The following is a 19,557-nucleotide window of genomic DNA, read 5'->3' as shown; positions in this document are numbered from 1 at the left end:
TGCATATTAAGAAAAGTTTATGTTACATTTGGCTATAAATTAATTAAATCTTAACAGTCGCCTATCGCAAAAAATTACTTTTAGAAAAAACATTACGATTTTTTAACCCAAAACTAAAAGGTAATTTTATGGCTACTATTCAAATTCCAGACGCTTTATTGGTAAAGAATTATATAGCCGGCGACGAAAGCGCATTGGCTGTATTAATCAACAGACATCAGTCTAAAATTTATGGATTTATTTATTCCAAAATGGCAGATCGCGATGTAGCTGACGACATTTTTCAAGATACCTTTATTAAGGTAATAAAAACCTTAAAATCTAATTCTTATAACGAAGAAGGTAAATTTCTACCGTGGGTTATGCGTATTTCACATAATTTAGTTGTAGATCACTATAGAAAAAATAAAAAAATGCCAATGCTTCGCGAAACCGAAGATTTTTCAATTTTTTCAATTCTAACCGATAATTCAATGAACGTTGAAGGTAGAATCATTACAGAAAGTATCGAAAAAGATTTGCAGAAAATTATAAAACAACTTCCTGAAGATCAAAAAGAAGTGTTGACTATGAGAATCTATCAAGATTTGAGTTTTAATGAAATTGCCGAGTTAACAGGCGTAAGCATTAACACAGCACTGGGTAGAATGCGCTACGCACTAATGAATTTGAGAAAATTAATTGAAAAAAATCAAATTATTTTGACTAATTAAACAATAAAGATAAAGTTATAACGTTATAGTAGTATAATTTAAATTACTCTATGGCAAAACTTTACTCTAAAAAACCATTAGCAAATACTAAAATGTTACCTAAAAAAGAAACAATTAATTTCATACTTAATTATTCTAAAGCTTTAAAAATAGTTAAAGCAGGTAATATGAACTTCGAACTCCTTGCTAATTAACATATCGCGTCAAGTTTTATTTAACTTGGCGCGATATTTTTTTATCAAATTCTTTTAGAATATCTTTTCTTCCAACAGTTTTGGTGATGATGTCTTTTTCTAAATCCCAACCTCTTGCTGGTGAATATTCTCGTCCGTACCAAATGATTTGTAAGTGTAAATCATTCCAAACTTCTTTAGGAAAGATTGCTTTTGCATCTTTTTCGGTTTGAACCACATTTTTACCCGAAGTTAAATTCCATCGGTACATTAATCTATGGATGTGCGTATCAACAGGAAATGCTGGAACACCAAAAGCTTGGCTCATTACAACGCTAGCAGTTTTGTGACCAACAGCTGGAAGCGCTTCAAGAGCTTCAAAACTTTGCGGAACTTCACCGTTATATTTATCAATTAAAATATGCGATAATCCGTGAATTCCTTTTGATTTCATTGGCGATAAACCACACGGACGAATGATTTCTTTAATCTCATCAACACTCATTTTTATCATATCAAACGGATTATCAGCTTTCGCAAATAACAGCGGCGTAATTTGATTTACACGAACGTCAGTGCACTGTGCAGAAAGCAATACTGCAATCAATAAAGTATAAGGATCTTTGTGGTCTAGCGGAATTGGAATAGAAGGATATAGTTCTTTTAACGTATTTATAACAAACGTTACACGCTCTTTTTTGGTCATTTTTAACTAAATTTGAAATGTAAAGTAAATCAATTTCAATTTCAATTGCAAAATTCAATACCGATAAAAAATGACAAATTTAAAAATAGGCGATAAAGCTCCCAACTTTTCAGGAAAAGATCAAGACGGAAATCTTCATTCATTAGCAGATTATCAAGGTAAAAAACTTGTAGTTTTCTTTTATCCAAAGGCGAACACACCAGGATGTACCGCCGAAGCGTGTGATTTAAGAGATAATTTCGAGCGTTTTCAAGCCAATAATTATGCACTTCTTGGTGTTAGCGCAGACAGCGAAAAAGCCCAATTCAAATTCAAAGAAAAATTTGATTTTCCATTTCCACTTTTGGCAGATGAAGACAAATCAGTCATTCAAGCTTTTGGTGTTTGGGGCCCAAAAAAGTTTATGGGAAAAGAATATGACGGTATTCACAGAACAACTTTCGTAATTGATGAAAATGGTATCATTGCAGATGTTATTTCCGATGTAAAAACCAAAGTGCACGCGTCACAAATATTAAAATAGCAAAAAAGCCTCGATAATTTCGAGGCTTTTTTTTATTCTTTATATTCTAATAAATCGGCTGGTTGACATTCTAATGCTTTACAAATCGCTTCTAGCGTGCTAAAACGAACTGCCTTCGCCTTTCCTGTTTTGAGTATAGAAAGATTGGCTAAAGTCAAATCAACTTTTTCAGAAAGTTCATTCAATGACATTTTTCTTTTAGCCATCATTACGTCGAGGTTTACAATTATGGGCATAGCTTATACAGTTAGTTCGTTTTCTTCTTGAATTTCTATTCCTCTTTTAAATATTTGCGCTATTATTAATAAGACAACACTCATAAACAACCACACGCCAGCGCCATCAATTTTTTGCAGATGAATCTCAGGCATTATTACACCTTTACTTTTAAACCATTCCGAATAGTTCATTGCCCAACTTGAGAATAATCCAATACCAAAAGTCAAAAAAGTCAAAGTGAAGATGAATTTTCTAACTTCATTACTAAAAGGTTGTAAAAGATTTAATTTTTTATCGTGTATTAATTTTATAATTAGATAAAACATAATTGCTTTCATTATACCAACAATAGACATTAAAGAAGTTTGTACCAAAAAGTAACCTTTATCAAATTCATAAAGTGATGACAAATCTAACCCACTCCAAAAATTTTTTGCAATAACTGGGTTAAAAAAGAAGGCATAAATCGCATTAGATAAAATGCCTCCAGTATCGATACAAATGCCAACAAAGATAAGCCACGATAAAATGTATAAAACATTTAGTATTTGCTTGGTAGTAATTTTGATTTCCATAATTGTTTGATTTTATTAATTATGGTACAAATATAGAACTATTTATTGAAAAACAATAAATATTTATTTTTTAACGTTTTATTTTTATTGATTCGAAGTGTTTTTAGTTTATAAATATAATTTAACAAAACCGGTTTTTGCAAAACTCTATAGAATATGTAGTTCTAATGAATTTCATTTTTTTTCAACAGCTCATCTAATGCTTCACCACCCCAATTTTCATTCATACTTTTATTATGCTTTCTTACTTCCAAAATATTATTATTGATGTCTGAGCTTTTAAAATCAATTAATGTTTTTACAAGATTTAGATAAATATGTGGATTATCAGCATTTTCTAACCTATTGAATAAAGCTTTTACAAATATATTTTGCTTATTAACTTTTGAAGTATATATTGGTAAATTATGCACATTAGCGGTTTCAATTTGATAATAAATAATTTTATCTGACAATTGTTTATCATTAGCGATAATAATATTTAGCATATATTCATCAAAATTTTCTGAATCTTCAATGTTGCTTATATTTGGAATGAAATCAGATTTTTGAATTTGATAGTTTTCAATTAACTCTCTTTTTGTCAATTCATATGCTTTTGCAGGATTTAAAGAGAAAAGATATTTATAAGATTGCAATGTTCTTTGATTTTCCTCTTCCCAAATTTTCCATAATAATTTATCATATAATGGGTCTTGAAATTCTAAAATTGCATCAAAAACAAAATCTATATGATATTTTTTTATGTCCTGATGTTGAACTTTTGTAAATGGAATTTCAAGTAATTCTATAGCTTTTTCATTTTTGTAGCTTGCTATTGCTTTGTAAAGCTCACTCCATTCTCCACTAAAATGCGTTTTATCTAAAGTTTTTCTTAAGTTATGTTCTAATAAAGGTATAAATTCTAATCTTGGAAACTCACTGATTGCAATGTATGTATAAAAGTAGCCATCTTCTTCATCTTTTGTTGCTTCTTTAAAATTTTTGATAATTTCAATGTCTTGGACATTTTTATATTTTGCTAATGTAACTAATGCGCTTGCATTCTTCTCATTAACGACTAGTTCTTTTATTTTTAGATAAAGTTTTTCAGTTGGTTCAGAACGAGCTATAGCACTATATCTAGAATTAAGTTTATTTGGTTTGTAAATAAGTAGACTGTCTAACTTAGACAATTCCTTATATGTTATTTTTCTTGCTTCTGGTTCATATTCGTTTGGCTCAGACATTTGAATGTAAAAATCTCCAACCATTTCTTGATTTCCAATGCAACCAAATTGTGTATTAACTAATTCATAATCATTTAAGTGATTTTTTAATATTGCAAATAAATCTACGTCAGTTCTGTTACTTAATGCCCAAAATGCGTAGCATCTTACTACTCCGTTAGGGTGATTAGTTAACTCTAACAATTCACTTTTTGTTGCAATATTTATTAGTTCTTCAAAATTATCCCATTGTTTTGGTCTTGTACCGCTTGAATAAACAGCTGAATCCATTAATTCATTAATCTGGACAATTTTATTTACTACTTTATTGGTTCTATTTGAAATTAAATTCCTCTGATAAGTTAGTTGTCCATATGAAAAAATATAAAAAAATAGAGTTATAAAGTTTAGCAGAATTTTCATAATATTCCAGCGAAATTGTTAATAAAAACTTATTATCAAAAATATAAAAAAAATCCTTAGTAACTAAACCAAGGATTTCATTTATTAAGCTTCTTCAAGTACTTTGTTTGGATCATAACCAAACAATTGATGGTGTTTAATTAAATCGGCTGTTCCGTAAGGCAACATTTTTTCCCATCCTGGTGTGCCGCTATTGATCATTTTTAAAACTTCTCTTGAGAATATTTTTAAATTTTCTTTATCATTTACTGGTACATCAACTACTTTTCCATTGTAGGCGAAGAATTTATACAACTCTTTCATTCGTGGGTGTACTTTCAAGTTTTGTGATGTAATGATTTGATCATCATCTTCCATCGGATATAAGTAAACCTTTAAATCTCGATAGAATAATTTTCCAAATGCTTCAAGTATTCCACCGCTTAAGTGACGGTAGTATTTTTCGTCAAAAATATCAATTAAGTTATTTACACCCATAACTAATCCCATACGAGCTTTGGTATAACTTGAAAAATACTCAACCACTTTATAATATTCTTGGAAATTAGAAATCATCACTGTTTGTCCGAGTGAGCACAATAACTCAGCTCTGTCCATAAAATCACGTTCATCAATTTCTCCTTCAGAACGTAAGTTCGAAAGTGTAATTTCAAAGATAACAAACGTATTTTCTCTATCAACCTTATTTTCTTGAACAAACATTTCGAGTGATTTCTGATACATATCCATATTTACTTTCGTAACCGGACGGAAACTTCCTCTTAATGCTAAGATATTTTTTTTGTAAAGTACAGCCGCTGGAAGTATGTTTTTTCCATCAGGACCAAACATTACGGCATCAGTCATTCCATTTTTAACTAACTGCAAACTCATCAATCGGTTGTCCACATTTGCAAAACGTGGTCCTGAAAAGTTGATGGTATCAATTTCTAATTGATCTTTATCTAAATGGTCATATAAATAGCGCAACAACTTTTTCGGATCATTGTATTTATAATAGGCACCATAAATTAAATTTACTCCAAGAATTCCCAAAGTTTCTTGTTGCAAACGAGCATCAGTTTCTTTAAAACGAATGTGAAGTATAATTTCGTTGTAGTCTTCGTCTGGTTCGATTTGGTATTTAATTCCGACCCAACCGTGACCTTTAAATTGCTTAGCAAAATCAATAGTTGCTACAGTATTGGCATAACTAAAAAACATTTTGTTGGGATGTTTTTCTCGGTCCAAACGTTTTTCTATCAAATCAACCTCGTGCGTAAGCATTTTTTTAAGACGACTTTCTGTAACATAACGTCCGTCGCTTTCAATACCATAAATGGCGTCGCTAAAATCTTTGTCATAAGCAGACATTGCCTTAGCTATTGTTCCAGAAGAACCTCCAGATCTAAAAAAGTGACGCACAGTTTCTTGTCCGGCACCAATTTCTGCAAAAGTTCCATAAATATTTTCGTTCAAATTAATTCGAAGCGCCTTGTCTTTTAAAGACGGAATTTGCTCAATTACTTTGTCTCCTTTTAACTTAATATCTAGTCCGTTATTTCCCATAATCATTAATATACATTGCAAAGTTACTAAAACGATTGCGGTATTAAAAGATAAATAGTGCTATTTTTGTACAAAATTAACATCTACTATTTTTTTAGAATTGGTATAACAAAAATCGTGCTAAATGAAAATTTATTTTTTAGGTACAGGCACTTCTCAAGGTATTCCGGTTATTGGCAGCAATCATCCGGTTTGTTTAAGTGATGATTTAAAAGACAAGCGTTTACGAGTTTCTGTATGGATTCACAATGAAGAAAATTCTATTGTTATTGATTGTGGTCCCGATTTTAGACAGCAAATGTTAACCGCCAAATGTTCGCAAATAGATGCACTTCTTTTCACCCACGAACATTCTGATCACACTGCAGGAATAGATGATATCAGACCTTTTAATTTTCGTCAAGGCGAAATTCCAATTTATGCACACCAACGCGTTATTCAAAATTTGAAAAAGCGATTTGATTATGTTTTTGAAACCGAGAATAAATATCCAGGTGCGCCATCGGTTCAACCAATCGAGGTGTTTAACAATACTAATTTTGAAATTGGTAGTTTTAATATTATTCCTATTGATGCAATGCACGGAAACCTTCAAGTTTTTGGCTATAGAATTAATGATTTTGCCTATTTAACCGATGTAAAAACAATAGAATCTGCAGAAATTGAAAAGATAAAAGGCGTAAAGGTATTGGTTATTAATGCCTTGCGTGAAGAAGCACATCATTCACATTTTAGTTTGCAAGATGCTTTAGATTTTGTAACTTTGGTACAGCCTGAAAAAACCTATTTAACGCACATAAGTCATTTATTGGGTTTTCACGAAGAGGTTCAACAAAAGTTGCCAGAAAATGTTTTTTTGGCCTACGATAATTTAGAAATTTCTATTTAATAATCGAAATCAAATCTGTAGAAATAGATTCAATTAGCATTAGTTATAAGAAAACGGCTTGGATTTGACCGTTAAAAATTAAAATTTTAAAGAGATGAAAAGACAATTGTATTTGTACTTATTTATTTGTTCTTCCTTGATTGGTTCTTTTACTTATATGTATTATAACAGGAAAATGGCACACGAAAAAAGTATTAGTTTGTCAAATGAAAAAAGCGCAAAAGATACTATTGCATTGCTAGTAAATCAATTAAGTGATGCCGATAGTTTTTCTTTAGAAAAAAATGAGTATGCTCAAAACTATTTTGAAGGAAAAGACGTTACTAAATTAGTACCACAAATAAAAGAAGCTTTGCTAGCCTATAATGATAGTCCAGAAGGAAATAGTTATACAGGTCAAGAAAAGTTGGGTACTCAAAAATTTATTATCAATAAAATAAAAATACTGAACCACCGCTGGATTGTTGCAAATTATAGTGACGGAACTTATTGGGGTGATGTTTTATTGAAATATTTTATTGATGACAAAGGAAAAATTTCGTTTCAATTAATGGATACATTTATTTATCCTAAAGAGGAATATTAATACCATTTGATTATGATTAAAAAAATAGCTATAGTTTTCTTTATAATGACCGCTTTAGTTTCTTGTAAACAACAAGATGTTAAGGAAGAAGAAGAAATAAAACCCGAAGCAAAGGATTCAACAATTTTAGGAGCAGATCAAGATGAAAACGGATGTTTGGCTTCTGCTGGATATACTTGGTCGAAATTGAATAAAGAATGTGTGCGAGCTTTCACAGGAATTCAATTAAATCCATCGGATAATATTGCTACCGAAGATGTAACATTATGTGCTTATGTCTTGTTTAATGAAAATGGAGACAAAGCCGAAGTTTTTATGCCCGATGAAAAATCGTTCATTTTAACAAGAAGTGCCGAAGGTAAACCGTGGATTTTTGAAGACTATCAATTAGTTCCTTGGAAAGGCTACGTACTTAAAAAAGCTGGTGTAGTAATTTATTCCGGCGATGGCGAAATAGGAAATAAAGTAACCGGAAGCGATAATCCAGAAGAAGGTGAATAAATAGTATATAAAAATGGCTCATTACTTTTAATGAGCCATTTTTTTATTTGTTTTCCAACCAATTTTTGAAATCATAGAAATTTTGTGGTGCCACACCGTGACCAACAGGATATTCTTTATAAGTGATGTCAATTCCCAAATCTTTAAGCTTAGGAATAGAATTTCTTGCCCAATCTACTGGAACTACTTGGTCAACACTGCCGTGAGAAGCAAATATTTTTAATTTAGATAAGTTGTTTTGTTTGAAATTAGCTGTTGCAATTTCTTCGTTAAAATAACCACTCATTGCCACAACGCGTTGCACTTTGCTAGGATAAGAAACTGCAATTGCGTAACTCAAAATACAACCTTGGCTAAAACCGATTAAGGTAACATCTTCAGCATCGATAGCATAGTTTTCTACTAATTCACCAATAAAATTTGCAATAACATCTCGAGATTGTTGCGCTTGTTCGATATCTGAAAATTTATTTTCATCGGCATCAAAGTTTATGGCATACCAAGCATAACTTCCGTACATCATATCATAAGGTGCGCGTGCAGAAATTACGTAATATTCTTCAGGCAATTCAGAAGCAAAAGAAAACAAGTCTTCTTCGTTGCTACCGTATCCGTGAAGCAATAATAATAAAGGATTTTTATCTTTTTTTACTTTGGGTTCACGAACTAAGTGTTGTAATGTCATTGTATTTAATTAAATGTTTTTAAACCATTTTTGAAACAAACCACCAAGTAAGGGTAATTTTATTGTTTCGCCTTTAGCAGCAGTAAATATTCCGTAAATGGTTAGCACTGAAATGAAAATCCACATTGGTGCGGCTACCATAATACTTTCAAAATAACTTATGGAAACTCCTAGCGTAATAAAAGTTAATGTTAATCCTAATCCTTGTCGAATGTGAAATGATGCGAACGGATTTTTATTTTCAGAGTTCATAGATATTGCAATCAAAACTCCAACAATTAAAATATAGCTGGTAATTGCAGCCGATTTTCCTTCGTCGATTGTTTTTTTGTCCATTATGCTAAAACTAATTTAGAGTTGTTGTAAATTCCTAAGACTTTTCCTTTCATTTTGCATCCTAAAAAAGCCGTATTTTTAGATTTCGATAAACTATGTTCTTTAGCAAAAACCCATTCAGAATCGGTCGTAAACAAAGTTATATTGGCTTTTGAACGTTCATTAATTTCAGCTGTATTTACTTGAAATAGACTTCTAGATGCTGTCAATTTTTCTACAATTTTTTCTAGCGGAAGTACTGTTAATAATGCACTAAACGCACTTTCAAGTCCTGTAGTTCCATTTTTTGCTAAATCAAATTCCATTTTTTTATGTTCAATATCAATCGGATTGTGGTCCGATGTAATCACATCAATTGTATTGTCTAAAATACCTGATATTAAAGCAATTCTATCGTTATCGGTTCGCAATGGCGGCGTTACTTTAAAACGTGTATCAAATCCGGTTAAAGTGGCATCTGTTAAAACTAAATTGTGAACAGCAACACTACAAGTAACCTGTAAACCTCTTGTTTTTGCGTCGCGAATAAGTTCTACCGATTTTGCTGTCGAAATTGTCGGTATGTGTAGTTTACCTCCAGTATATTCTAATAAAAATAAGTTTCTGGCAACTATTAATTCTTCGGCAAGATTTGGAATTCCCTTTAATCCTAATTGCGTTGAGATGATACCTTCATTTACGACACCACTTCCTTTTATTTTCTCGTCTTGACAATAAGTAATCACTAATCCGTCAAAATCTTGAACATATTGCAAAGCAATTTTAAGTAAATTGGCATTTGATAAATTCTTATTATAATCTCCAAAAGCAATGGCGCCTGAGTTTTTCATATCCAACAATTCTGCCAAATCGGTTCCGTCGCTATTCTTTGTCAAAGCACCAATCGGAAATAAATCGGTTGCAGTTGTAGCAGCTTTTTGTTTTACAAATTGTATTTGTGATTGGTTATCGATTACCGGATAAGAATTGGGTTGCAATGCTATTGCTGTAAAACCACTTTTTGCAGCAACATTTAATCCGTTTGCAATTGTTTCACGGTCTTCAAATCCTGGTTCACCCAACGAAACGCTACTGTCAAACCAACCTTGAGACAAATGAAGATTAGAATGTTTTATTTCTTCATAATCAGCATCGGAAGTTAAATTAGTACCGATTTTTTCAATGATTCCATCGTTGATTTTTACATCAACAATTTGCTTGTTAAAAGGACTTTTTGGGTCGATAATTTTAGCTTCTTTGATTATGATTTTCATAATAAATTGTTTTTTTGAACCTTTTTAAAAATAAAGTTTAAACACTATTCTAATTGTTCTTTAGCTGCAGATGGTTTAAACTCATTTTACAAATTTTTGAATTAAAACTTCTATAGCAATAAATAGTAAGGCAAGAACAACAAACCATTTCCAGAGTTGATTGTCAGCACGATTGGATTGTAAAGTATCAAATAGGGCATCAACATTACTGATTTCTTTAAAATCACTGATGCTACTTGTATTGACGTTTTCTAAATTACTTTCTGTTCGATTGTAATTAAAACTTATGTTCTCAATAGATTGGTTGGTATTGTATATGTAAAAATTCCCAGCTTCTTTCGGATTTTCATTGAAAGTCAACTTTACTTTATTGTTTAGAATTTGTTGCACAGGAATAAAACTTTCAGTCGTGTTTTTTATAGTCACAATTTCGTCTTTGGTCAATGTTGTTTGTGCTATAAATGGTTTGTTTTCTCCAATAATTAAAGCGGTTATTCCTGCTTTTTGTGCATTTTGTCCCATATTATAAAATGTAGGAACAATGATTGGAGAATTTTGAAAATTACTATTAACTTTATTAATTGGTGCCGCAAAAACATAAACCGAACTCACACTATTTTGAATAGCGCTCAAAAACGAAGATTGGTCACTGTAACCTAAAACCATTGGTGCGGAATTAGTAATTTCAAACGAAGTTTTAGTATTTGGATACTGAAAGTTATCTACTTTTTTCTCAAAAACACTGCTAAACAACGGATGACTAAAGTTAATTTTAGTAACCATTTTTTCGGTTGATCCAAGTGATTTGAATTGCATTCCGCCAAAAAGATTTAAAAAGGTATTCAGATTACTAATAGAACTTTCGGCACTTGGAATCACAACTAAATTACCGCCTTTTTCTACAAATGATTTTAATGTAGTTTGCAACGCTTGTGGAATATCTTTTAATTCATTCAAGATAATTGCATCTTGTTTGTCTAATAAATTATAATCCAACGATTGAATCGGATAGTTCGAATAATTGAACTCATTTGAAGTATAAATTCTTGAAAGAAAGTTACTTTTTTCAGGTTCACCTATACTGATAACATTGCTTTTTTCAGGTTTTGAAATGCTGAAAAAATAAGTGTTATCATATTCCAAACTATTGTCAGCTATTGTCACATAACCGTGAAAGTCTTCTTTTGGAATAGTAAAATTGATGGTTTTGATTTTGGACTCAAAATTGACTAAAGTTTTGGCCGTCAATTTATTTTTGTTGTACAACGCAATGGATATATCTTTAAAATCATCGCCAAACGCAGTTAATTTCACGCCAATTTCATAAAAGTTATTCACCGTTTGGTTGATGTAAACGCTATCGATAGCTATGTTATCGGTTTTTTCAGCTTCTGGAAGTATGAAGTAAAGATTTTCGTCGTCTTTGATGTTTTTTACTTGATTGGGCTGCAAACCGACACCATCAGTAATAACCACAATGTCTTTATTAAAAGCTGATTTGTGTGATTTTATTTTGGCTAACAAATTATCAAGTTGAAATGGAGTTGCGCTATATTTTAGATTTTGAACTTCTTTTTGAATCGATTTTATGTCGGTATTCCAAAAATTATCAGAGCACGTAATCAGTGAAAAGTTGGCGTTTTCCGGAGTGTTTTCAAGTAAATCTTGAACGGCACGTTTTAGCAATTCTCCTTTTTGACCTTTAGCTTGCATACTGAACGAATTGTCTAAAACAATATACAATTCATTTGTAGCATTTTTACTGTCTTTGGCTTTAAAAAAAGGTTGTGCAAAAGCGATAATCAAGAAGGTTAACAGCAACAATCTTGAAGCTAACAGTAAGTATTTTTTAATTTTTGAACTTTTTCTTGTTTGAACCGAAAGTTCTTTTAGGAATTTTACGTTCGTAAAATACTCCGTTTTGAATTTACGCAATTGAAAAAGATGCACCAGGATCGGAATTACCAATAAAAAAAGGAAATAAAGAATTTCTGGATGTTTGAATTGCATTTTTAATTATAGTTTACTTCACAACGTTTTTATATTGCGGAGTTCATTAAAACTTGGTTGTCAAAAGTAACAAAAAGTTTAAAGCTTTAAAAGTATAAAAGTTTAAAAATTTCACAAAGCTGTCAACCTTGACTGATTACTTATAACTATTTCTTCTTCTTTGCAGCTCTTTTACGTTCAACGCCACGATTTCTCGGTTCGGTTTTTCTCGGTTTTGTTTTTGCTGGTCCACCAAGATTTACTTTTTGATTTTTCTTAGATTTTTCGTGAAAAGCATCGCCACCTTCAATTTTAGGTCTTTTTAAAAGTTGTTTTACCTTTTTTCGATCTTTTTCAAATTCTAATAATCGTTCTGCAACAACCACTGATTCTGGAAAATCTAAAAATGTGATTTCTTTTTCCATCAAAATTTCCGCTTGAATTTGAATTTCTTCCTCAATCGGACTTATGAAACTTATGGCGATTCCCGATTTATCAGCACGACCTGTTCTACCAATTCTGTGAATGTATTGTTCAGGAATATCGGTAAATTCAAAGTTAATAACGTGCGTAACATCAGAAATATCCAAACCACGAGCCATTACATCAGTAGTAATGATTCCGCGAAGTTCACCAGCTTGAAACGAAGCCATGGTGTTCAAACGATAATTCTGTGATTTATTGGAGTGAATTACTCCAAATTGCTCTGGATAATTTTCTTCAATACTGTTTGCGATTAAGTCAACTGTTTTTTTATTGTTAGCAAAAATTAATACTCTTGAAGTACTTTCGTCAGTATCTAAAAGATGATTTAATAAATTTAGCTTGGTCAAAAAATTTGGAGCGTAATAGCCTAATTGTTCAATTTTTTCGAGTGGCGTTCCAGAAGCGGCAAGAGAAACTTCTTCGGGCAATTCAAAATATTCGTCAAGCATTGCATCTACTTCATCGGTCATTGTAGCCGAAAATAAAATGTTTTGACGTTTGTTTTTCATCATCGTTAACAACGAAGTCACTTGAAAGCGAAACCCTAAATTCAAGATTTCATCAAACTCATCGATAACTAATTTTTGAAGTGAATCAAAACGAATTACGTTATCAAGTGCCAAATCCATAGTTCTTCCTGGAGTTCCTACTAGAATATCTATTCCTTCGTAAACGGCTTTTTTCTGTGTGTTGATGTTTACACCACCATAAATACCGAGCGTTCGCACCGACATATATTTGGTCAAGTTTTCAATAACTTCTACAATTTGAACCACCAATTCACGAGTAGGAACTAAAATCACCACACGAGCTGAGTCGGTATTAACAAATTTCCACTGTTTTAAAAGCGGTAATAAATAGGCTAAGGTTTTTCCTGTACCTGTTTGTGCAATTCCCATTACATCGCGTCCCGACATAATAACAGAAAACGATTTTTCCTGAATTGGAGTAGGAGTAGTCAACCCCATTTCGTCAATTGCTTTTTGTAAAGATTTAGGAAGATTAAATTGCTCAAAAGTATTCATTGCGTAGTATTTTTTGCAAAGGTAGGGAATTCTTTTTTGGGAAGGAAAAGTAATAAAAAGCCTCAGAAAATCTGAGGCTTTTGGCATTATCTAAATTTTATTCATTAAGTACTCTCCAGCAGGAATTCTCATTTCGTCAGGTGCGTTAGGATCGGTTGTAGTAGACATCCCTTCTCTGTAAAGTTTTATCTTTATTTGAGTTGCACTTATTGAACGAAAAACAATAGCAAGATTTTGATATTTTCTGTCGGGATCTGTAAAATAAGACTTTATGCGGTATTCGTCCAGATTACACTCTAGGCATTTAGGATATTCTAATCTAATTAAAGACCTAGCTCCTGCTATTTTATGGTATAAAGGACCAGGAAAACTTGGATTATTTATATCAGCAAGTGTATTTACCAAAGTATTACCATTATTGTCAATATATTTATATTCACCAATAATGATGTCCTTATAAAAACTACCAAAATCATGATGCAACACTTTTACTAATGTAATAGTGAATTGTTCATTTCCATTTTGGTAGTGCCATGTACCAACAAAATTGTCTAGAAAATTTTCAGTATCTTTAATGTAAGCATTATTAGGTATATCTACATAAGCATTGTTCTGTGGGATAATCTGCGATTTACAAGAAAAAGCAATTAGTATCGTCAAGGTGATAAGTATTTTTTTCATATCTAGTTACAGTTTATTTTTTCTACGGTAAAATTATTAAAATTTAATTCATTTGTTTGATGTAGTTTCAGTTCTTTCCACTCGCCAGTCAATACATCATTAACTTTTGAAGCCTTATACAACTTTAAACTTAAGTTTCCATTTTCATTTCCGGCTGCAGGATTTACATTATTTATAAATTTTAGTAAGGTTTCTTGATAATCTTCGGCATCACCTGTATAAGAATTTGTTAGAGCTCTAAAGAACTTTGCATATCTTGATTCAAGTTTATCTCTAAATTTTGTTCTTTTATCTTCGTTATTATATATGTCATTAATTAATGTAGAAAACTCCAGCATATCTTCAGCCATAATTGCATATACGTCTCCATCAGTAGTGACCAATAGGTGCATAGGGAGTGGAGCTTGTAAATTATTTACGATGTTCGGGTTACTAAATTGTGTATTAAACGTATTTAGTACATATAAATCATCGTGCGAGAATTGCGGCTCTAATCCAAATTGGTGAAAATGAGCTCCACCAAAAACTAACTGATTTTTACTATACACTATTTTATTATTATCATTTATCGGTGTTGAAGCCGGTATTGCATACACCTGACCAGTTGTAGGGTTAAAAGCAAAATTAAAACCTTCTTCATGGTCTAGACCATCATCCGCATTATCGCTTAGTTGTGTGAGCGCATCTTTAATAGATATAGTACCAGCAGGTAATGATGATGGTGTTTGTAATATTTTATTTAGAGATTCGCAAGGTGTTTTTTGTATTATTTCATGACTTCCAAAAGGCGATATTGGTGATGTTGGTATTGATGGAGTTGTTCCTGCACCGCTACCGCCATTTGGACCAGTATTAGAGTTACCACCTGTACCAGTACCAGTACCAATAGTTCCAGTTCCTTCAATGTTACCGCCGCCTGAACATTCTAAAGATGTAACCATATAAAGGTTGTCACTAAGAGTATAACATTCCCAATTAGCGATATGAATACCTGTATAAGTATTATACGGTGTTGTTCCTAAAGTACCACACATAATTGTATAGGTCATTACGCACGGAATACCATATCTACCATCAATTTCTAAAGTAGTCATTTCAGTATTTGTAATGTCTAAAATTTCACCACCATGATTCTCATCTTTTTTGAGGCTCTTTTGATAATGTATATTTAATAATACGTCCATCTAAAATACCATTTTTGTCATTTAAAATTAAGTTTTCAAATTTTAAATTTTCAGAAATTGGTCTTTCAATAAGCATTACATAAGTTGTTGAGCCATCACTATCATTTGTTAAAATTTTTACTGGTGACTTTTCTACTATTGTAAAATTGTACTCATCTTCGAGTGCAGTCCTACCTTGTAATCCTTCTCTTTTTGAGATTCTACTTTTTTCTACTTTTTGATAAGCAGAACTAAATTTCTTGTTTAATAATAACTCTTGAAATGATTTTTGTTCAATTTTAAGATTGCTATTTTGTTTAATGCCTTCTTCATAAAGGTCTTTTTCGCAGCTACTGAGTACTACAAGAGCACATATCGCTATAAATTTTGTAATCTGTTTTAATCGTTGTTTCATAAAAGTAATGGTTTTAAGTTAATAGAGTGTGAAAAATGACATTTGGTTGGAAGTCAAATGTGTTTTATTAAAATAAATCTTTAAATTATTAAACAAAAATAGCTGTATAAATATTCATATTTATACGTAGTTTTACGTGTTTTTCATATATTTTATCTTTTAGTATATAACCTTACCATTCTCATCAATAATAACTTCTTTTCCTCTTAAATAAGCTTTGGCTCTTAGTTTTTTGGCAGCGTTGTAGTTGAAATCGCTTGGTTTTTCATAATAGAAATGGGTTATTTCTTTTCCAGAAGTATCTATAAAGCCGTATCCAAAGTCAAGTTTGGCAATGCAAAAACCATTTCGGTAGCGGTAAATTTCATCATATTTTACCGGCGTGATTTCTTTACCATCTTTGTTGAGAACACCATATTTTGTGTCGATTCTAACACGATAAAATCCGTAATCAATCGTTTCAATTTCATCATATACAAAAGAAGTCATTTGGTTGCCATTGGCGCTTAACAAACCTACTTTTCTGTTTCGGTTAGTTTTGTCATTTGCATCAATGAGTGTTGCTACAATGGTATTATCAACTGTAAAGTATAAATCATCATATTTACAAGGAATTACTACAACTCCTTTACTAGTAATGACGCCATATTTTTTGTTTTTTATTAGTGTACCCAATTCGCTTCTGGATTCTTGCCAGAATGAATCATATTCACAAGGTAAAACTACTTTATTATTAAGGTCAATTAATCCTAATTTTGATCCTTTTTTGACAGTAAACAGTTGATTTTTCCAATCATAAATTGCATCATAATTTTTACCGATTTCTTCAAAATCTAAATTCAAAATGTAGTATTTGTTGCTGTCTCGATATCCTGTTGTTCGATAAAAGGTATTGTACGGATTTTGAGGCATCGAACCATATTTAAACTTCGAAATTTCATTTCCGTTTTTGTCTATGGCGCCACAACCATCAGTTTTGCAAGCCCAATACTTTCCTGACGGATAATAATTTTCAATAATATCGTCAATATTATTATAAATAGGTTGTGTTTTTATTTTGAAATTGAAATCAATAATTCCGTAAAGTGTTGCGTATTTATCAATATTTTCGATGCCTTCTGTGGTATAAAGATAAAAATCATTCTTATAAATTAAATCGGTGTAAATTGGTTCGATTAAGCTTTCTTCTTTTTCGTTAATCAAACCATATTTATTATTTTTTTTAATCTTTAAAACATTCTGTTTTATCGGAATCAAATCATCATATTTTGGTTCGATGGTAATTTTATCACTTTTAAATCCCCATTTTCCGTTACTTTTCATCGTATAAAAACATTTTTCTTGTTCTTGATCGTTTCTAGTATCAAACATCACAAAAGAATTAAGATTAAAATTGTGATTATAACTAAGAAGGCCATCATAAACTACCTCTAAAATTGGAGTTCCTAAAGTGTCAATCAAGCCGGCTTTGTTGTTTTCTGTTACAAAAAAATTATATTTTCCGTAAGAAGGATAATTGGTTTTGGCAACATATTTTGAATTCAATCTTGAGGAATGTGTTACTGTAATGCATTTTTCAGCAGGAAGAAAGTCGGTTGGTTTAAATGCGTTTCCTTTTAAATTGTATTGGTGTAAAAGTTCACCATTTTTAGTTCTAAAAATAATAGCATTATGTCCGTAATTTCTTGGTCTGATACTGCTTATTGGTTTGATGGCATCTTCGTGGTCAACTCGTGCTTTTTCATAATTATTATATTCGATTTCAATCATTTGAATGTCATTATAAAAATTATAGTAGACAATTGTAGGTCCTTTTTTTTCTTTATCAAATTCAAAAGAGGCTATTCTAATTTGACCATTTGAATTATAAAAAATTAGAAGCGATAAAAATGTAAATAGGTACGTTTTTAGATGCATTGACAAACATTTAACCTTGTGAAATTATGAATAATGTTCCTTAAATCAATTCCATTTAACAAGAAATTAATGTGTTTATTGATACGGAACAACATAAGGTTGTCCGATTTGAAAATTATTGAGGTTAATATCGGAGTTTTGAAACGTATTGGTTTTAATGATGTTACTACCATCAATTGGAAGCGACGGATAATAAGAAAATGAGAATTGAAAACTATTGAAAACCAAATAGTTATTGTTGATTAGTACGCCCAAACCTATTTGAGAATACATTTTGTTATTGAAGAATTTATTATTTCCGTTGTCAAGAAAACCTAAAGTAAAATTCATAAACGGACTCAAATTAAAGCCATACCAATTTTTTGGGTTGTAGGATTGTGTTTGAAATGTAGTTAGAAATTTTCGCGTTCCAACAAGTGGTGAACTGTTAAAACCAGGAATTCCGTTGACGTCGATTAAGTTCAAACGGTCTTTGGTTGTATTCAAACGATTGTTTCCGAGGACTAAAACTGGTTTTACAAATTGTCTAAATTTCCAATTTCCAATTGAAAATAAGTTGGTAAAGTAATTGGTTTCAATTTTGATTGTGGTTTGCTCTGTTTTGCCGTTATTAAAGAAGGAACCATATTCTATATTAGCACTTATATAGCCAAAATCTAAGTAGTCACCATAAGAAAATCTTCCACCAAAATAGGCTCTGTTTACGTTTTTTTTGTTTTCAAAACCGCCAGTAAACGAAAATACTTTTCCGTAAGGAATATCTTCAATCACACCAAATCTAAAAAGATACTTGTCTTGATAAAACTGCTGGCTGGAAATACCAATTGTAGCCAAAACTAATTTTGAAGAATTTGAAAACCGAATAGGATCATATTGCAGTTCGGGTTGCTTTAAAAAAGTGGTATTCGTATATCCGATAGATGTGATAAGATTGGTAGCACGCGAAAAATCGGAATTTCCAGCAAAAATTTTGGTAGAATGACCGGTCCAAAATTCATAAGTTTTTATTTTAAAATTTTGTGTAGAGGTTTGATTGTTGATATCGGACAAGATTTCATTGAAATTTCTATAATCATAATAAAAACCACCTGCCCAATGCGTTAAAGTTGAATAAAATGGTCGGTCCAAACGAGCTGTTTTGAAAGTATTATTTTCAAGGTCAGTTCGTGATGAAACCGTTGCGTTGACAAATGAATTTTTAATATTTCTAATAAAATATCTTGAGTCATAAGCAAAGGTATTATTGGCAAAACTTCTAATGTAATCAAAGTTAACTTCGTGTCCGAGGCCGAAAAAATTTCGTTCTGTTAATTCTAAATTGGCTTTCGAACTCGAAAAAGCACCAGTTGGAATTAAACTCCAAGTATCAAGAACTCTGATAGAAATATCAACTGAATCTTTATTGTTTTCTATCGGTACAGGTTTAATTACAACACTTCTAACATAGCGTTGGCTTCGAATTAAACGTTCGGATTCTTTTATCAATAAGGAATCTAGTTCTTGATTTTTTTTAAAAAGCAACAGGTTTAGGATGGTCCATTTT

21 protein-coding genes are annotated in these 19,557 nt (G+C 31.3%); 6 read left to right on the top strand and 15 right to left on the bottom strand.

What is annotated here, in order from left to right; translation table 11 throughout:
- The first annotated feature begins 128 nt into the window (after nt 1-128).
- Nucleotides 129-713 carry a sigma-70 family RNA polymerase sigma factor gene (locus tag Q0050_RS03600; protein WP_298392641.1) on the top strand — a complete coding sequence of 195 codons (585 nt, stop codon included), beginning with the start codon at nt 129-131 and terminating at the stop codon, nt 711-713.
- Nucleotides 714-763: 50 nt separating this feature from the next.
- Entirely contained in the window at nt 764-907 is a 144-nt protein-coding gene (locus tag Q0050_RS03595; protein WP_298392640.1) for a hypothetical protein, read from the top strand.
- A gap of 16 nt (nt 908-923) precedes the next feature.
- Here the strand turns inward: Q0050_RS03595 and nth are convergent, their stop codons facing one another.
- On the bottom strand, nt 924-1,592 hold the full coding sequence (gene nth, locus Q0050_RS03590; RefSeq protein ID WP_298392639.1) for an endonuclease III: 669 nt from the start codon (nt 1,590-1,592) through the stop codon (nt 924-926).
- Nucleotides 1,593-1,662: 70 nt separating this feature from the next.
- Between nth and bcp the strand changes: the two genes are divergently transcribed.
- Nucleotides 1,663-2,115, top strand: coding sequence for a thioredoxin-dependent thiol peroxidase (gene bcp, locus Q0050_RS03585; RefSeq protein WP_298392638.1), 453 nt, complete (start codon nt 1,663-1,665; stop codon nt 2,113-2,115).
- Between the two features lie 32 nt (nt 2,116-2,147).
- On the opposite strand, the gene Q0050_RS03580 is transcribed toward bcp, so the two are convergent.
- The 4 genes from Q0050_RS03580 to Q0050_RS03565 all read right to left on the bottom strand — a co-directional run bounded on the left by Q0050_RS03580 (nt 2,148) and on the right by Q0050_RS03565 (nt 6,088).
- On the bottom strand, nt 2,148-2,351 hold the full coding sequence (locus Q0050_RS03580; protein ID WP_298392637.1) for a helix-turn-helix transcriptional regulator: 204 nt from the start codon (nt 2,349-2,351) through the stop codon (nt 2,148-2,150).
- 3 nt (nt 2,352-2,354) lie between these two features.
- The gene (locus tag Q0050_RS03575) at nt 2,355-2,909 is read right to left on the bottom strand and encodes a DUF2975 domain-containing protein (protein ID WP_298392636.1); all 555 of its coding nucleotides are present in this window, start codon (nt 2,907-2,909) and stop codon (nt 2,355-2,357) included.
- A gap of 164 nt (nt 2,910-3,073) precedes the next feature.
- Nucleotides 3,074-4,408 carry a hypothetical protein gene (locus Q0050_RS03570; RefSeq protein ID WP_298392635.1) on the bottom strand — a complete coding sequence of 445 codons (1,335 nt, stop codon included), beginning with the start codon at nt 4,406-4,408 and terminating at the stop codon, nt 3,074-3,076.
- Nucleotides 4,409-4,624: 216 nt separating this feature from the next.
- Complete coding sequence (locus Q0050_RS03565) at nt 4,625-6,088, bottom strand: TonB-dependent receptor (protein WP_298392634.1); 1,464 nt, start codon at nt 6,086-6,088, stop codon at nt 4,625-4,627.
- A 124-nt stretch (nt 6,089-6,212) separates the two neighbouring features.
- On the opposite strand from Q0050_RS03565, the gene Q0050_RS03560 reads away from it, so the two are divergent.
- From Q0050_RS03560 to Q0050_RS03550, 3 genes are all read left to right on the top strand, one after another.
- The gene (locus Q0050_RS03560; protein WP_298392633.1) at nt 6,213-6,977 is read left to right on the top strand and encodes an MBL fold metallo-hydrolase; all 765 of its coding nucleotides are present in this window, start codon (nt 6,213-6,215) and stop codon (nt 6,975-6,977) included.
- A gap of 175 nt (nt 6,978-7,152) precedes the next feature.
- Nucleotides 7,153-7,563, top strand: a complete 411-nt coding sequence (locus Q0050_RS03555) for a hypothetical protein (protein ID WP_298392632.1) — start codon at nt 7,153-7,155, stop codon at nt 7,561-7,563.
- 12 nt (nt 7,564-7,575) lie between these two features.
- Nucleotides 7,576-8,064: a hypothetical protein gene (locus tag Q0050_RS03550; protein ID WP_298392631.1), complete on the top strand. Its 489-nt coding sequence runs from the start codon at nt 7,576-7,578 to the stop codon at nt 8,062-8,064.
- A 43-nt stretch (nt 8,065-8,107) separates the two neighbouring features.
- Here Q0050_RS03550 and Q0050_RS03545 read toward each other — a convergent pair whose 3' ends face one another.
- The 10 genes from Q0050_RS03545 to Q0050_RS03500 all read right to left on the bottom strand — a co-directional run bounded on the left by Q0050_RS03545 (nt 8,108) and on the right by Q0050_RS03500 (nt 19,499).
- On the bottom strand, nt 8,108-8,749 hold the full coding sequence (locus Q0050_RS03545; RefSeq protein WP_298392630.1) for a dienelactone hydrolase family protein: 642 nt from the start codon (nt 8,747-8,749) through the stop codon (nt 8,108-8,110).
- Between the two features lie 9 nt (nt 8,750-8,758).
- On the bottom strand, nt 8,759-9,085 hold the full coding sequence (locus Q0050_RS03540; RefSeq protein ID WP_298392629.1) for a hypothetical protein: 327 nt from the start codon (nt 9,083-9,085) through the stop codon (nt 8,759-8,761).
- Complete coding sequence (locus Q0050_RS03535) at nt 9,085-10,338, bottom strand: dihydroorotase family protein (RefSeq protein WP_298392628.1); 1,254 nt, start codon at nt 10,336-10,338, stop codon at nt 9,085-9,087. Before Q0050_RS03535 ends, Q0050_RS03540 begins: the two co-directional genes overlap by 1 nt.
- 81 nt (nt 10,339-10,419) lie before the next feature.
- Nucleotides 10,420-12,348, bottom strand: coding sequence for a BatA domain-containing protein (locus tag Q0050_RS03530; protein ID WP_298392627.1), 1,929 nt, complete (start codon nt 12,346-12,348; stop codon nt 10,420-10,422).
- Between the two features lie 146 nt (nt 12,349-12,494).
- Nucleotides 12,495-13,838 (bottom strand): DEAD/DEAH box helicase, encoded by a 1,344-nt coding sequence (locus Q0050_RS03525; protein ID WP_298392670.1) that lies wholly within the window; start codon nt 13,836-13,838, stop codon nt 12,495-12,497.
- Between the two features lie 90 nt (nt 13,839-13,928).
- Nucleotides 13,929-14,519, bottom strand: a complete 591-nt coding sequence (locus Q0050_RS03520) for a DUF6705 family protein (RefSeq protein WP_367277150.1) — start codon at nt 14,517-14,519, stop codon at nt 13,929-13,931.
- 2 nt (nt 14,520-14,521) lie between these two features.
- Nucleotides 14,522-15,703: a hypothetical protein gene (locus Q0050_RS03515; protein WP_298392625.1), complete on the bottom strand. Its 1,182-nt coding sequence runs from the start codon at nt 15,701-15,703 to the stop codon at nt 14,522-14,524.
- Nucleotides 15,654-16,097, bottom strand: a complete 444-nt coding sequence (locus tag Q0050_RS03510; protein WP_298392624.1) for a hypothetical protein — start codon at nt 16,095-16,097, stop codon at nt 15,654-15,656. Before Q0050_RS03510 ends, Q0050_RS03515 begins: the two co-directional genes overlap by 50 nt.
- 159 nt (nt 16,098-16,256) lie before the next feature.
- Nucleotides 16,257-18,014 (bottom strand): WG repeat-containing protein, encoded by a 1,758-nt coding sequence (locus Q0050_RS03505; protein ID WP_298392623.1) that lies wholly within the window; start codon nt 18,012-18,014, stop codon nt 16,257-16,259.
- 75 nt (nt 18,015-18,089) lie between these two features.
- Nucleotides 18,090-19,499, bottom strand: coding sequence for a hypothetical protein (locus tag Q0050_RS03500; RefSeq protein ID WP_298392622.1), 1,410 nt, complete (start codon nt 19,497-19,499; stop codon nt 18,090-18,092).
- Nucleotides 19,500-19,557 lie beyond the last annotated feature (58 nt).

It is taken from the genome of Flavobacterium sp. (genome assembly GCF_027483985.1).
Lineage (GTDB): Bacteria > Bacteroidota > Bacteroidia > Flavobacteriales > Flavobacteriaceae > Flavobacterium.
This window is presented reverse-complemented; position numbering and strand designations above follow the sequence as displayed.

Excerpts from the sequence above, each read along its gene's own strand:
- Q0050_RS03600 (WP_298392641.1), top strand. The coding sequence starts at position 129 with ATGGCTACTATTCAAATTCCAGACGCTTTATTGGTAAAGAATTATATA.
- Q0050_RS03595 (WP_298392640.1), top strand. The coding sequence starts at position 764 with ATGGCAAAACTTTACTCTAAAAAACCATTAGCAAATACTAAAATGTTA.
- nth (WP_298392639.1), bottom strand. The coding sequence starts at position 1,592 with ATGACCAAAAAAGAGCGTGTAACGTTTGTTATAAATACGTTAAAAGAA.
- bcp (WP_298392638.1), top strand. The coding sequence starts at position 1,663 with ATGACAAATTTAAAAATAGGCGATAAAGCTCCCAACTTTTCAGGAAAA.
- Q0050_RS03580 (WP_298392637.1), bottom strand. The coding sequence starts at position 2,351 with ATGCCCATAATTGTAAACCTCGACGTAATGATGGCTAAAAGAAAAATG.
- Q0050_RS03575 (WP_298392636.1), bottom strand. The coding sequence starts at position 2,909 with ATGGAAATCAAAATTACTACCAAGCAAATACTAAATGTTTTATACATT.
- Q0050_RS03570 (WP_298392635.1), bottom strand. The coding sequence starts at position 4,408 with ATGGATTCAGCTGTTTATTCAAGCGGTACAAGACCAAAACAATGGGAT.
- Q0050_RS03565 (WP_298392634.1), bottom strand. The coding sequence starts at position 6,088 with ATGGGAAATAACGGACTAGATATTAAGTTAAAAGGAGACAAAGTAATT.
- Q0050_RS03560 (WP_298392633.1), top strand. The coding sequence starts at position 6,213 with ATGAAAATTTATTTTTTAGGTACAGGCACTTCTCAAGGTATTCCGGTT.
- Q0050_RS03555 (WP_298392632.1), top strand. The coding sequence starts at position 7,153 with ATGGCACACGAAAAAAGTATTAGTTTGTCAAATGAAAAAAGCGCAAAA.
- Q0050_RS03550 (WP_298392631.1), top strand. The coding sequence starts at position 7,576 with ATGATTAAAAAAATAGCTATAGTTTTCTTTATAATGACCGCTTTAGTT.
- Q0050_RS03545 (WP_298392630.1), bottom strand. The coding sequence starts at position 8,749 with ATGACATTACAACACTTAGTTCGTGAACCCAAAGTAAAAAAAGATAAA.
- Q0050_RS03540 (WP_298392629.1), bottom strand. The coding sequence starts at position 9,085 with ATGGACAAAAAAACAATCGACGAAGGAAAATCGGCTGCAATTACCAGC.
- Q0050_RS03535 (WP_298392628.1), bottom strand. The coding sequence starts at position 10,338 with ATGAAAATCATAATCAAAGAAGCTAAAATTATCGACCCAAAAAGTCCT.
- Q0050_RS03530 (WP_298392627.1), bottom strand. The coding sequence starts at position 12,348 with ATGCAATTCAAACATCCAGAAATTCTTTATTTCCTTTTTTTATTGGTA.
- Q0050_RS03525 (WP_298392670.1), bottom strand. The coding sequence starts at position 13,838 with ATGAATACTTTTGAGCAATTTAATCTTCCTAAATCTTTACAAAAAGCA.
- Q0050_RS03520 (WP_367277150.1), bottom strand. The coding sequence starts at position 14,519 with ATGAAAAAAATACTTATCACCTTGACGATACTAATTGCTTTTTCTTGT.
- Q0050_RS03515 (WP_298392625.1), bottom strand. The coding sequence starts at position 15,703 with ATGGACGTATTATTAAATATACATTATCAAAAGAGCCTCAAAAAAGAT.
- Q0050_RS03510 (WP_298392624.1), bottom strand. The coding sequence starts at position 16,097 with ATGAAACAACGATTAAAACAGATTACAAAATTTATAGCGATATGTGCT.
- Q0050_RS03505 (WP_298392623.1), bottom strand. The coding sequence starts at position 18,014 with ATGCATCTAAAAACGTACCTATTTACATTTTTATCGCTTCTAATTTTT.